Raw genomic sequence first — 12,975 nt, 5'->3', positions numbered from 1 at the left:
CCCCTAGGGGCCGGCCTTTGCATGAGCGATGACAAATGGACCACTTTGAAGGCGTTGTGCTGGACTACCTCCGCGCGGATCGCGCCCTGTTCGTCAACAGTCAGTGCTGCATCCAGCTCAATGAGGGGGCCAATCCGGACACCAGCGGCCCCCACTGGTATTGCGATGCTCTTGCGGTCAGCTTCAAGGAGCAAGCGGTCTACCTGTGCGAAATCACCTATGCAGCCCGTGCGCCATCGCTTCTTGCGCGCCTGCGGGCATGGAATGAGCACTGGGAGGGGATGAGGCGGGCACTGGCGCGAGACAGCGGGATACCACTGGACTGGACCGCCCGCCCATGGCTGTTCGTCCCGCAGGTCCATGCTGACAAACTAAGGGCGAGCGTAGCTGGCCTCGCCGCCCTTCCACCGGTGCGCATCACCCACCTGGAGGACGTTGTCCCCTGGCGCTATCGCTCGTGGGACCGGGGCGCCTATTGCGATTGAAGGGTGCGCCCAGTGCGCCAAGCACTGCGCTGGAATGCCACTTCCCTTTGCCCAAACGCCCAAGCACGATTTCGCGGTAGACGTCTGGGGCAGGGGGCGATTTGCGCTTGTGCCGGCGCGAGTTGCACAGCCAGCACGCGGCAGCGATGTTGTAGGCGGCGTCGCTGCCCCCATCTTGCTTCGCCAGCAGGTGCTCTGCAGTGCAGCGAAGAGGGACGATCGTTCTGGCTCGGAGGCCGTGATGCTTCAGTTCTTCAGGAGACGACTGCCACATCGGCAGGCCGCAGTAGCAGCAGCGGCCCTGCTGGGCCTCGAAGGCACGAATGCGATGGGCTCGGAGGGTTCGGTGGCTGGGCATAGGACGTCTTTTGGCATCTGCTAGGGAAGTCCCGCCGTCTTTGTAGAGAACGAACGGGCACCTGGCGCCTAAAGGCTATGCAGGCAACACACCGGGGCTTTAGCCGAGCCGGCGGAAACGTTATACCGCCACTTTGCTGGTCTTGCCAACCTACTTGACGCGGCTGCGCCCGACTAGCGCACCTTCAACAATTGATCCCAACGCGTGGTGTAAGCCGGCGACAGGCTCTCCTGGCGCATCGCCCACTTCGGAGACTGACCGGGCCGTCGAGCAGCCGATGCCAGGCTCATCGAACCTCTCCCGAAGCGGCGGTTGGCCTGGTCCATGACTGCCATGAGCTTGGCTGATCTGGGGTCCATGCCGGAAAACAGATCAGCCTGATGCACGTCACCGTGCGATAGATCCAGCAGACCCACGCCGGCCTTCTTGTAGGCGTAGCCCTGGCGATACATGGAGCGCACGAGGGAACGGGCCACGGCCAATACCTCACGCGTGTCGCTCGACGGGTGGATCAGTTGCATGGCCTTGGACGGGTGGTATTGCTTGGCCCCGGTCTTAAAGGGATTGGTGTGGAGCCAGACCCACACACCGCCGGCTTGCAGGGATCTGGCACGAAGCTTCTCGCACGCGCGCACGGCGAAGGTGGCCACGGCTTGGGCCAAGTCTTCTTGACTGGCCACTTCCCGGCCAAAGGACCGTGACACCACAATCTGCTTGCGCTGGGGCTCCGTCTCTTCCAGTTCCGCGCACACCACTCCTTGGAGCTCGCGTTGCGTGCGAGCCAGCACCACGCCATACCGGGCGCGCAAGGTCTCTGGATCTGCCTCGACCAGATCCCCAGCAGTCAGGATCCCTTCCGCGCCAAGTCGACTAGCCCATTTCCTTCCCACGCCCCACACGTCTTCAACTGGGAAGGCTGCCACTTCGGAAGACTCTGGCAGCGCTTGAACTACGCCTTGCGGAGTGGACTTGGCTAGCTTGTTTGCTAGTTTGGCCAGCGTCTTGGTGGGACCGATGCCCACGCAGGTTGGAATACCGGTCCACTGCAGCACTCGAGAGCGGGCTTCCCGTCCGGCTTCCAAGCGATCGGGCACACGCGTCATATCCACAAAGCTCTCATCGATCGAATAGACCTCCACCGACGGAAACAAGTCCCGTAGAACGCTGACGACCCGTCCGGACATATCGCCATACAAGGCGAAGTTGGCCGACAGGATTTTGAGGCGCCGTCGCACTTCCGGGGACACCTCGTGGATCGGCTGGCCCATCTTGACCCCGAGTGCCTTGCACTCTGCGGATCGAGCGATCGCGCACCCGTCGTTCGAACTCAAGACAGCGACCGGTTCGCCGTGCAGGGCAGGGTTGAACACCCGCTCCACGGAGCAGTAGAAAGCGTTACCGTCGATTAGGCCGAACACGAGGGGACGAGATGAGCAAGAATGCGCCGTGGACGAAGCTGGACCCACTTACTTGTAGGTGGTTCAAGGCAAAGCAGGAGGATCGATCCATGACGCCTGAAGAAAAGGCCTGGGTAGAGCGCCACGTGATTTGCTGCGGAATGACAGGCAAACGTTGCCCCCCACGCAAGCCCGGACGGGACAGGGTGATCTAGTGCGATGGTCGTCACCGCCGGAACTGCCTTCTGAAAGACCACGTCACCACGCCCCATACCTCTACCTGGTCTTCCGGCCCCACTTCGATCGGTGCATGCTCCGGGTTGCCCGAGCGCAGCTGTAGCTGGCCCCTATGGAGCCACCACTGCTTAACCATGAACCCACCATCCCAAAGAACCATGACGATGTCCCCGTGATTGGCCGTCAGCGAGCGATCCACCACCAGGGTGTCGCCCGGATGGATGCCGAAATCGACCATTGAGGTCCCGGTATCCGCTTCGACGAAAAAGGTGGCCGCAGGTCGGGCGATGCAACGCTCGTTGAGATCGAGCTCATCCCCTTGGCCGTAAAAGTCCTCAGCCGGCGATGGGAACCCGCACGTCGCGCGGAAGGGCAGCATTGGTAAGCGCAGACGCAGCGGGTGGGAGGATGCAGGCCCAAGGAACCCTGGGGGCTCTCCGGAGGAGGGGCGATAAAGGGCGTGTGCTTCAGACATGGTGGGCAGCATCGAAGGGAGGAGTCTCACCCAGCGAGAAGCCTCTGGGGACAATAGCTTAGGAACGCTGCGGGGGTTGTCGCCATTAGTATTTGCCTGAACAGGTCTAAGGTCGTCCCGCACGGCTTCGCGCCGGTTTCATCGGGTCGGCGTTATCCAGTGCAGCACTACCCCCACCAGGAGAAGCGAGATGACTTCGAGCAAGCGAGAGCTGATCGAGCCGCACAAGGGCGACAAACGCTATGTCCGTCGTGACGAAGACGGACAGTTCAAGGAAAGCGACGACGTGAGCCGATCGCTGAGTCAAGACGTGCGTAAGCAGGCGGAGAACGAGTCAAAGCCGGGGCAGGGCGACCGAGGCGACCGCAAGTGAAGGCATGCGCTGAAGCGGCGTTTGCCTAGCTCGGGAGACCGACCCTATGCCCGCGCTTGCCACATTGACTGCGCTACTTGATGAGCTCGAGGCCAAGCTGCCCCAGTTGATCGAGGACCATGCCGAAGAAGGCGACTTCTGGTCAGCGTTCGCCGGAGAAGCCGACAACATCGAAGATCGGGCCGGCGAGCATTGCACCTTCGTCCATCAGCGCATTGACGAAATGCTGGACAAACACGGGTGCCGCCGGCCCCAAGACCGCCTGACGCCTATCGCTGTCAGGCGGTCGCTGATGAGCCCTGACTGCACGCGTCGCCAGGTAGTTGTAGGGTTCGGCTCAACACCGACGATTGGAATTGCTCATGTGCTACTCAGCGCAAGTCTGGGCGGACTACCACCGATACGTGCGGGTCTACGGCGCAGAGATTGCGATCGATGTCTTCTATGACCTGTATGTCCGCCGACGCCAAGGCGAGAAGCTTAAGACCCCCAAGAGCATGGACCTCGCGTTTCGCGGAGGTCAGTCCCAGCTTGAATCCCAGATTTCGGCAATGGTGCGCGACATCCATGCTGCGGAGATTTCCGACTTGGAACGCGAGCTGTTCAAGCAGACCAAGCGACTGGCAGACGCGACTCGTAGTCTTTTGACAAAGCAGACGAAGAAGGCGTTGGAAGAACAACGGATCGCAGGCAACAAGATCGAGCAGATGAAGGGCCGATTGCGCAACCTCCAGCGCGTTGACGATCAGCCAAGCGACAGCCGGATCTACCCCGGGATGTATGCGCCTGTGATGGTCTGGGAAGATGGCAAGCGCGTGGTCAAGCCCATGCGCTATCAGTGCCGAGCACAGGGAAAGCCAGCGATCAACGACCGCAAGTTCCCCGGGACCTACAACGCTCGCAGGGATAACCTCGAAGGCTTCTGGAAAAGCCAGTTCGGGCGCACTCAAGGCCTGATGGTTGCCGAACGCTTCTACGAGAACGTCGAAACACCCGACGGCAATGCTGTTCTGGAGTTTGTGCCGCGCACTGGCGAACCGATGCTCATTGCCTGCCTTTGGTCGCGGTGGACGGATCCTAAAGGGGAAGAACCGGATCTGTGGTCCTTCGCAGCCATCACCGACGAGCCGGAAGAAGAGGTCGCGGCAGCCGGCCACGACCGCACCATCATCAACATCAAGCCGGAGCACATCGACGCTTGGCTCAATCCCGAGCAAGGGAACCTGGATGCGCTGTATGCAATCCTAGATGACAAGCAGCACCCCTACTATGAGCACCGTATAGCTGCCTAGGAGGCGCCATGCTGCTGAACATCGATAGACCTCTCCGAAGCGCAACTCTCCACGCTGACGACTGCAATCGCATCCCCAAACCTGTGGGGACGCAATACAAGCCAGTGGGCGAATTGGGGCGTGACGGCGGATGGTTCACGGTGGCCGATGAGCGCCAGGCGCGAGCCGTGGCCCATGCCGAGTTCGAGCGGGGTGAATTCCACCGGTGCCAGTTCTGCTAGTTCGCTGCTTGGATGAGCCAGGTCGCTGTGCACGGTGTGCATTAACTCGAGCAAGTGAGCCGGCTCATCCGAGGGCCACTAGTGCCGAGTATCCATCCGGGCCGCTCCTCGTGACCGCGCCTCCTCGCGCACCTCAGGGTGGTTCCGGTCCTCCTGATACCTGAGCAAAGCGCCGACGAGTTCGGCATCGTCAAGGATTTCGGCTCCTGCCAGGAATACGAGATCAGCAACCTGCCGGCGCCGGACCGCTTCCTGGCGTCGCTCCTTTTGCTTCTCCCTAGCTGCTGCCCGTTGCTTCGCAAGTAGCTGCCGGGCTTGAAGCTGGGCGAGCTGCTGTGTGGCTCGCTGGATTCGCTCGTGGTAGTGGGTTGTGCCGCTCATGGTCGTTTCTCCTGCGGGGTTCTTCTGAGTCAAGCAAAGAAACCGGTTCCGTCAAGTTCGCTCCATCGCGAAAAAATGTTGCGCTTCAAAAACCCGAAGAACGCGCAAAAACGTGATTCAAAGACCAGAGCAAGAGCGCACTTAGGCATTGCCCTTCGGACAACGCGTGCGCAAAGGGGCAAGCCCCCTTGGACCCGACGCTACGCGTCCAACAGCAAAGCAAAACTGCAACGCCGATCGCCTTGCCAATTCCGCGATCCGCTTCATAAAGGAAGGAGCACTGGCAAAAGGAACATGCGATGGCGATCTACCACACCCGAGTCAAAACCTTCTCCCGCTCGCAGGGGCACGCATCCACCGCAGCGGCCGCTTACCGCGCCGGCCTGCTGATCATCGATACGCGCACCGGGCTCAAGCACGACTACCGCAGGCGCGGTGGCGTGGTCGAGACGCGCTGCATCGCTCCGGACGAAGCACCCGACTGGGCCTTCGATCCGTGCGAGCTATGGTCGGCCGCTGAAGCTTCTGAGAAGCGGAAGGACGCCACTGTGGCGCGCGAGTTCGAGATCGCGCTGCCCCATGAGCTGACCGATGAAGAACGGTCCGATCTCACGGCTGCCATCGCCCGTGCCTTGGTAGAGCGTTACCGCTTCGCGATCCAGGCGAGCATCCATGAGCCGCAGACACCAGATGGGTTGAACTACCACGCGCACCTGCTGGCCACGACAAGACGCGTCGGCGACGCAGGGCTTGCTGACAAAACCCGCGAGCTCGACGGCGGGCCATCGGGCCGCGGAGAAGTCGAGTGGATCCGGGAGATGGTCGCCCGGACCACCAATGAGCACCTTGCCGCCGCACAGGTCCAGGCACGGGTCGACCACCGGAGCCTTAAAGCGCAGGCAGCCGAGGCTGCCGCGAACGGCGACGAGGCGGCCGCCTTGTCTCTATCCCGTGAGCCCACTGAGCACGTGGGAAAAGATGCGACGGCCCTGCACCGGAAGGGCGTGGACTGCGACCGGACGAAGGCAAACCAGGAAATCGCTATCGACAACGAAACCCAGTGGGACGAGGCCCTGGCGCAGCTCGAAGGGGAGGGCAGGCTGCAGCCGACAAGTGCCGGCCACAGCCACGGGCAGGCCAAACGCGATCGAGCCGCTCTGGTCCTAGCGCCGGTTCAAGGCGATGGCCACATCCGCGTAGTGCGTGGACTCGGCTCTGCCAAGCCCAAGGCAACCACCGGGGAGAAGCACCAGGCCACTCGCACTGCCTTGGCAGAGGCGATCGCCCTTTGGCGCGAGAACTTCGTGGCCGGCATCGATGCCAGCTTCAAAGCCACCACCCAACTGCTGGCGCATGGTGCAGAGCGGCTCGCGAGATTTGTCCACGTCTCCTCGTTTCGCGCGGACATGAGTTCGCTGGTGAAGCACCTCAAGCGCGTCAAGCACGACGCCCTGCGGTTCAAGCGGCGGATGGCGGCCGAGGCTCGAGCGAAGCATCTGTTGCACCAGGCGGAATTCGCACTGGAGCAATTCGAGGGCGAGCACCCGAGACCAGCCATGTGGTCGCGCCCCGAGTGGTCCAAGCGTCGCGCCCGGCGCCTGCGTGCCGTCCAGTCACGGCGAGACGGCTACCGTCGTGCCCGCATGGCGACTGAGCCCGAGGCACAGCGCGACTACGAAGCGGCGGCAAGGGCTTCTGCCGAGCAATTAGAGGCGTTGAGCAGGCGCATGCTTACCCGCTACCCCGTCCCAAGCGACCAGGAGAAGCCCGCCGAGGCCAAAGCGATTGAGGTCCAAGGGCAAGGAGCAGCGGAACCCAGCGCGGATACACCCAAGGTCGTCAGGCCCGGCTGACACGAAGATGCCCCGGAAGTCCGGGGCATCGCGTGGTGGGTAGTGCTACAGGCTGGCAATCACTAGTGCAGGGTAGGACCCCTGGGCGGTCGGTTCGGGCTGCCTCCTCGTTTGACCTGGAGGCGATCACCGAAGGGCATGGCGTCACGCTGGATCACTCGCTCACGAGTCTTTGTGGAGGGACGAGGTTCAAGCGTGTGCTCGGCCATCGGAGGGCTCTGGCCATCCACGGATCGCCGGATCAACTCGGCGGCTACTTCAAGTGAGTGCTCGATATCATCGAGCCGCTCGGACAGCCTCCGGTTCCGATCCTGGCTGATGATGCCACTAAGCAAACGGCTTGCGATTTCAAGCCTCTGGTCTTGCTGGTGCATGGGCGCTCCTTGCGCTGTTGAGATGACTTCCATGCAAGCAGCATTTGCGTTCAGCGCAAGTGGGCAAGCGTCTCAATTCTGAATAGGGATCGCATTACCATTGCGATCCAAATGGTGGGCGCCTCTCGCCTTGAGCATCTAAGAGCGTTTATGGAGAGCCGGGACTACAGTCCAACTATCCATTGAGGGCCTTCGCAGTGGCCCATGGGAGTGAATACTTCGGCTGGGGCAGCTCCCACTCCTCCGCCAATGTTTTTAGGCGCCGTAGTTCGACCCCAGACGTTGCCTTGATCGTCTATGACCACAAAACCGTCCTCGGCTTCACGAAGGGAGAAGCCATAGGGAAAGACTGCGAGATAGCCAGGCCCGCTACCCGTGGACGGAATGATCCGCAAACACCCGTCCACAACTGACAACTGCGCATTCTTGAGGAGCGCGGTCCCGTGCACGACCTCGCCTTGGGGCGGGTCTTTGATCGTGACGATGATTGGGTCGTTTTGCTGCACACCGCAGGCAGACGCCAAACAACCCACTGCTACCCAGAGGCCAGCATGAAAGCAGCGCATCCCTGTTTCACCATTAGGTCGAGACCACATGCCGCTCAATGTAGCGGACCGGCATGTAGATCTTGTGGACCGGGTAGGAATTGACGAGCCGTGTCTGCAACTCTGATGTCCGTTCGGTGCCAGTGGCTTTCGCCAGTGGCTAACAACTAATCAGGAAGATCTTCGACACTCACGGAGGACGGAAGAGATGGAATTGCACGCATCTATGCGCCGCACTTTGAGCCAGGCACTCCTCGTGGCGGTAGTGGTAGGCGTTGTGGCTTGTAGCCAATCCACGCGGCCTTCTCCCCCTGTTGAACATGGCATCTCCGGAGAGGAAGTAGCGGCCGCCGCCCGCTCCGCTGACATCATCGCTACTGCGGAGCTGGTAGACGTTCGCTACGACAAATATTCCGACACGATGGACGGGACCATGGTGTGGAGAGTCGTGCGGTGCCACGTCGGAGAATGCATCGTGGGGGCACAGATCAAGACCCGTTTCAGCGTTCCGTTCTCCACGAGCGGAGAATTCTGCGCCCTGCGAGATGGATGTCTGAAGCGCGATTCGCTACGCGGCTACCGAGGGGACAAGTTCCTTGCAACTTTCACGCGCGCTCCGTATCTGAAACAAGTCGCGGCTAGGCAAGGAACCCCACTAGAAGGCTACTTTAGCCTCAACCGTGGGTATTACCTCATAAGAGAAGACGCGCTCTATCACAACGACTTGCACAGGCTGGTTGATGCCAACTACGAGGACGTTATAAGGCTGCTAACGGAAGAGTAGCGAGGTATCTATGGGCACAAGTCTTGGCCAAGGCGACTTCGGCCACCCCAAGACGGACGGCGACATGCAAAGCCTCCGTAAAGCGCTCCATCAGCACCAGAGCCCGGTAATTTGCCAGTTGCCCAAAGTCCCGGACATGCGCTAGATTGTCAGCTGAACACAGGTATCGTTTCAGGTATCGTTTTTTGGGCCCAATCGATTGGTAAGTCATTGATTGAGCAGGAAAAGTAGGTTGTGGGTTCGATTCCCATCACCCGCTCCAGTTTTCGTAGATGTTGATCCACGGCGGCCCCGACCGAAGCGACGGGGCCGCCGTTTTTCTTCGCGCCGGCCGCGGGCGGAGCAGGCCCCGACCGTTTACGTCCGAGGCAAGGATGAGTACCCGGCAATCTGATTCGGTGACCCCGCGGGTGGTGCTGGGCTGGCGCGAATGGGTGGCGCTGCCCGGGCTGGGCATTCGCGCCGTACGGGCAAAGGTGGACACCGGCGCGCGCAGCTCCGCGCTGCACGTCGACGTGCAGTGGCGTTTCACCGAGGGCGGAGCGCCGTGGGTGGGATTCCGGCTGACGCCGGGCGCACCGGGATTCGGCGTGATCGAATGCGCGGCCCCGCTGGTCGACGAACGCGACGTAACCGATTCCGGTGGCCACCGCACCCGCCGCGCCTTCGTCCGCACCCCCCTGGCGCTGGCGGGCATACAGCGCGACGCCGACATCAACCTGACAGACCGGCGCGGCATGCTGTTCCCGATGTTGCTGGGGCGGACCGCGATGGCCGGCGCCTTCACCGTCGACCCCGCATTGTCCTTCGTCCATGGCCGCCCATCGCAGGACGGTTGGCCGCTCATCCCCGAACACGCCCCCGGCGACCCCTCCTGGACCCAAGACACATGAAGCTGGCGATCCTGTCGCGCAACACCAAGCTGTACTCGACCCGCAGGCTGGCGGAAGCCGCCCGCGAGCAGGGGCACACCGTGCGGACCCTCGACCCGCTGCGCTGCTACATGCGCATCGCCAGCGACGGCTTCGCGATGCATTACAAGGGCAAGTCGATCTCCGGCTACCACGCGGTCATCCCGCGCATCGGCGCTTCGGTGACCCGCTACGGCAGTGCGGTGCTGCGCCAGTTCGAGCTGATGGGCACGTTCACCCCGAACTCGTCCGACGCCATCCTCAGGGCGCGCGACAAGCTGCGCAGCCACCAGTTGCTGGCGGCGCAGGGCATCGGCATGCCGGCGACGGTGTTCGGCGACAACCCCGACGACACCGCCGACCTGCTGTCGATGCTCGGGCCACCGCCGCACGTGATCAAGCTCAACGAGGGCACCCAGGGTGCCGGCGTGATGCTCACCGAGAAGCTGTCGGCATCGCGCGGCGTCATCGAGGCGCTGCGCGGCCTGTACGCGCAGTTCCTGGTGCAGGAGTTCATCCCGGAGGCGAAGGGCGCCGACCTGCGATGCTTCGTGGTGGGCGGCAAGGTGGTGGCGGCCATGAAGCGCCAGGCACCCAAGGGGGATTTCAGGTCCAACCTGCACCGGGGTGGCAGCGCGCGAGGCGCGAAGGCGACCCTGGCCGAGCAGGACGCGGCGATCCGCGCCGCCCGGGTGCTCGGGCTGGGGGTGGCCGGCGTCGACCTGATCCGCTCGCGGCGAGGTCCGCTGGTGCTGGAAGTGAACGCATCGCCCGGGCTGGAGGGCATCGAGGACGCCAGTGGCGTGGACGTGGCAGGGGCGATCGTCGAGTACGTGGCCGAGCGGCACAAGCGCCGGGTCTCGAAGAAGGCGGCGTCCAAGGAGTCATCCAAGCGACTGATTGCAAAGACATAATGGCCTGTTCGTGACCCGGGCGCGCTGGCTTAACAGGGGTTTAATCCTGCCGGGGGTAGCCTTCGACAAACCGCAGCTCTGCCGGGTTTCCCGCCGCAGGCGCCAGCCGGCGACGAGGCATCCGCGGTTACGGTATCGGGGCAACACCTTGGCCCAGGCGCGGTGGCTCGCGCCTGGGTTTTTTGTGGTTCCACGCGCACGGCGACGCCTGACGGGTCCATCACGTACCGTCGGGGCATGCTGGTGCGTGGCGTGCTCTGGCAGAATCCACTCGCGCCACCGGTCCAACACGCACCCAACAGGAAGATCCGAATGCGCATACTCGTCATCGAAGACAACCAGGACATCGCCGCCAACCTGGGGGACTTCCTGGAGGACCGCGGGCACACGGTGGATTTCGCGGCCGACGGCATCACCGGCCTGCACCTGGCCGTGGTGCACGACTTCGATGCCATCGTGCTCGATCTCAACCTGCCGGGGCTGGATGGCCTGGAAGTCTGCCGCAAGCTGCGCAACGAGGCGCGCAAGCAGACCCCGGTGCTGATGCTCACCGCGCGCGACTCGCTGGACAACAAGCTGGCCGGTTTCGATTCGGGTGCCGATGACTACCTGATCAAGCCGTTCGCACTGCAGGAGGTCGAGGTCCGTCTCAACGCACTGTCCCGTCGCGGGAAGGGCGTGCAGACGCGGGTGCTCAACGCCGCCGACCTGGAATACAACCTCGACACGCTGGAAGTGCGGCGCAGGGGCAAGCTGCTGCAGCTCAACCCGACCGCGCTGAAGATCCTGCAGGCCCTGATGGAGGCGTCCCCGGCGGTGGTCACCCGCCAGGAGCTGGAGACGCGCGTGTGGGGCGAGGAGTTGCCCGACTCCGACTCGCTGCGCGTGCACATCCATGGCTTGCGGGCCGTGGTCGACAAGCCTTTCGACAAGCCGCTGATCCACACGCGCCACGGTATCGGCTACCGGATCGCCGAGCTCGATGCGGCCAACTGAAGCGGAGTCCACCGGCGGGCCCCGGCCCCGGCCCCGGCGCAGGCTGCGTTACCGGCGGCAACTGCGAAGCCGCATCATCCTGTCCTTCGTGTTGTTGGGCTTTGGCCTGACGGCCCTGTTCGCGTTTGCGACCAACTGGACGAGGAACCGGGTCGAGGAGCAGCTGATCGTCGACCTGATGAGCCGCAACATCGACGAGTACGCACGGCAGTTCGAGTTGGACCCCGAGAATCCACAATTCCCGGTCGACCAGATCCGCGCCTTCGTCTACACGCCCGACCGCTTCGACTCGGTCCGCATCAACCGGCCTGAATGGTATGAGCTGCCAGACGGCATCCACAACGTGTCCGGCACCGATGAGGAGGGCAATCCGTTCTCCTACAAGCTGGCGGTGCGGAAGGCGCCCGGCGCGTGGTTCTTCCTTGCCTACGACATGACGCAGGCGATTCGCGGCGAGCGTCAGTTCAATCGCGCGATCTACGGCTCGGTCGTGCTTTTCACGCTGTTGTCCCTGTTCGTGGGGTGGTGGGCGGCCTCGAGGGTGATGAGCCCGGTCTCCGAGCTTGCGCGGCGCCTGAAGGCATCCGGTCGCAGCGTGGAACCGGAGTCGCTCGCGACGCACTTCCCGGACGATGAAGTGGGCCAGCTCGCCGAAGCACTGGATGACTATGCGGAACGATTGACCGAGGTGGTGCAGCGCGACCGGGAGTTCAACGCCGACGTCAGCCACGAGCTGCGCACGCCGCTGGCAGTGATCCGCGGCGCGGTGGAGTTGCTGCTGTCGCGACCAGACGTGGACGAGAAGACCCGCAACCGCCTGTCACGCATCCAGCGCGCCGAGCAGCAGTGCACCGACCTGATCAGCGCGTTGCTGCTGCTGTCGCGCAACGAGCGCGGGCACGGGAATACCAACGTGGCGAGGATTGCAGAGCAGTTGCTGGACGTGCACCGCACCCAGCTCGCGGGCAAGCCGCTGGAACTCCGGCTGGAAGGTGGCGACGACCTTGTGGTTGATGCGCCGGAGGCGGCGGTGTCCGTGGCGCTGGGCAACCTGATCGGCAACGCGGTCAAGTACACCACCTCCGGCGAGGTGATCGTCCGGATGCTGCCCAATGCGGTGGAAGTGATCGATTCGGGCCCCGGCCTGAGCCCGGAAGATGCCGCCAAACTGTTCGAGCGCGGCTATCGCGGCACGCACGCCGGCCATTCGCAGGGCGGCGGCATCGGCCTGTCCATCGTGCGTCGGTTGTGCGCGTTGTACTACTGGGATGTGCGCGTCCAGCCGGGGAAGCCGAAGGGCGTGGTGGCGACGCTCACCTTCGGCCGGGTGGTTTCCGCGGAAGCGGATTCCGGACCTGCGGGCCCCGAGGCGGAATAGC

General features: G+C 63.1%; 13 protein-coding genes. 10 read left to right on the top strand and 3 right to left on the bottom strand.

Annotated features, from left to right (window positions below; all coding sequences use genetic code 11):
- Positions 1-35: 35 nt before the first annotated feature.
- Positions 36-485 carry a hypothetical protein gene (locus B5D37_RS10650; protein WP_078758712.1) on the top strand — a complete coding sequence of 150 codons (450 nt, stop codon included), beginning with the start codon at positions 36-38 and terminating at the stop codon, positions 483-485.
- 531 nt (positions 486-1,016) lie between these two features.
- Here the strand turns inward: B5D37_RS10650 and B5D37_RS10640 are convergent.
- Both B5D37_RS10640 and B5D37_RS10635 read right to left on the bottom strand, forming a co-directional pair.
- Positions 1,017-2,261, bottom strand: a complete 1,245-nt coding sequence (locus B5D37_RS10640; protein WP_078758711.1) for a Y-family DNA polymerase — start codon at positions 2,259-2,261, stop codon at positions 1,017-1,019.
- 205 nt (positions 2,262-2,466) lie between these two features.
- Positions 2,467-2,856 carry a LexA family protein gene (locus tag B5D37_RS10635; protein WP_234987821.1) on the bottom strand — a complete coding sequence of 130 codons (390 nt, stop codon included), beginning with the start codon at positions 2,854-2,856 and terminating at the stop codon, positions 2,467-2,469.
- A 286-nt stretch (positions 2,857-3,142) separates the two neighbouring features.
- On the opposite strand from B5D37_RS10635, the gene B5D37_RS10630 reads away from it, so the two are divergent.
- The 3 genes from B5D37_RS10630 (at position 3,143) to B5D37_RS14695 (ending at position 4,838) form a co-directional block, all read left to right on the top strand.
- Positions 3,143-3,325: a hypothetical protein gene (locus B5D37_RS10630; RefSeq protein ID WP_078758710.1), complete on the top strand. Its 183-nt coding sequence runs from the start codon at positions 3,143-3,145 to the stop codon at positions 3,323-3,325.
- Positions 3,326-3,687: 362 nt separating this feature from the next.
- Positions 3,688-4,617 carry an SOS response-associated peptidase family protein gene (locus tag B5D37_RS10625; RefSeq protein WP_078758709.1) on the top strand — a complete coding sequence of 310 codons (930 nt, stop codon included), beginning with the start codon at positions 3,688-3,690 and terminating at the stop codon, positions 4,615-4,617.
- Between the two features lie 8 nt (positions 4,618-4,625).
- Positions 4,626-4,838 (top strand): hypothetical protein, encoded by a 213-nt coding sequence (locus B5D37_RS14695; protein ID WP_143814265.1) that lies wholly within the window; start codon positions 4,626-4,628, stop codon positions 4,836-4,838.
- A gap of 78 nt (positions 4,839-4,916) precedes the next feature.
- Here B5D37_RS14695 and traD read toward each other — a convergent pair whose 3' ends face one another.
- Positions 4,917-5,219 carry a conjugal transfer protein TraD gene (traD, locus tag B5D37_RS10620; RefSeq protein ID WP_078758708.1) on the bottom strand — a complete coding sequence of 101 codons (303 nt, stop codon included), beginning with the start codon at positions 5,217-5,219 and terminating at the stop codon, positions 4,917-4,919.
- Positions 5,220-5,518: 299 nt separating this feature from the next.
- Here traD and B5D37_RS10615 point away from each other — a divergent pair, with 299 nt between their 5' ends.
- The 6 genes from B5D37_RS10615 (at position 5,519) to B5D37_RS10590 (ending at position 12,974) form a co-directional block, all read left to right on the top strand.
- Positions 5,519-7,072 carry a MobA/MobL family protein gene (locus tag B5D37_RS10615; protein ID WP_078758707.1) on the top strand — a complete coding sequence of 518 codons (1,554 nt, stop codon included), beginning with the start codon at positions 5,519-5,521 and terminating at the stop codon, positions 7,070-7,072.
- Between the two features lie 1,127 nt (positions 7,073-8,199).
- Positions 8,200-8,775, top strand: coding sequence for a hypothetical protein (locus B5D37_RS10610; RefSeq protein ID WP_143814264.1), 576 nt, complete (start codon positions 8,200-8,202; stop codon positions 8,773-8,775).
- Between the two features lie 374 nt (positions 8,776-9,149).
- Positions 9,150-9,668 (top strand): ATP-dependent zinc protease family protein, encoded by a 519-nt coding sequence (locus tag B5D37_RS10605; RefSeq protein ID WP_078758705.1) that lies wholly within the window; start codon positions 9,150-9,152, stop codon positions 9,666-9,668.
- Positions 9,665-10,600 (top strand): 30S ribosomal protein S6--L-glutamate ligase, encoded by a 936-nt coding sequence (rimK, locus tag B5D37_RS10600; protein ID WP_078758704.1) that lies wholly within the window; start codon positions 9,665-9,667, stop codon positions 10,598-10,600. The genes B5D37_RS10605 and rimK overlap by 4 nt, the downstream gene beginning before the upstream one ends.
- Positions 10,601-10,912: 312 nt before the next feature.
- On the top strand, positions 10,913-11,596 hold the full coding sequence (locus tag B5D37_RS10595) for a response regulator transcription factor (protein WP_078758733.1): 684 nt from the start codon (positions 10,913-10,915) through the stop codon (positions 11,594-11,596).
- Complete coding sequence (locus B5D37_RS10590; protein ID WP_078758703.1) at positions 11,583-12,974, top strand: sensor histidine kinase; 1,392 nt, start codon at positions 11,583-11,585, stop codon at positions 12,972-12,974. The genes B5D37_RS10595 and B5D37_RS10590 overlap by 14 nt, the downstream gene beginning before the upstream one ends.
- Position 12,975: the final 1 nt, after the last annotated feature.

Origin of the sequence: Lysobacter spongiicola DSM 21749 (genome assembly GCF_900167055.1) — a bacterium.
Lineage (GTDB): Bacteria > Pseudomonadota > Gammaproteobacteria > Xanthomonadales > Xanthomonadaceae > Novilysobacter > Novilysobacter spongiicola.
This window is presented reverse-complemented; position numbering and strand designations above follow the sequence as displayed.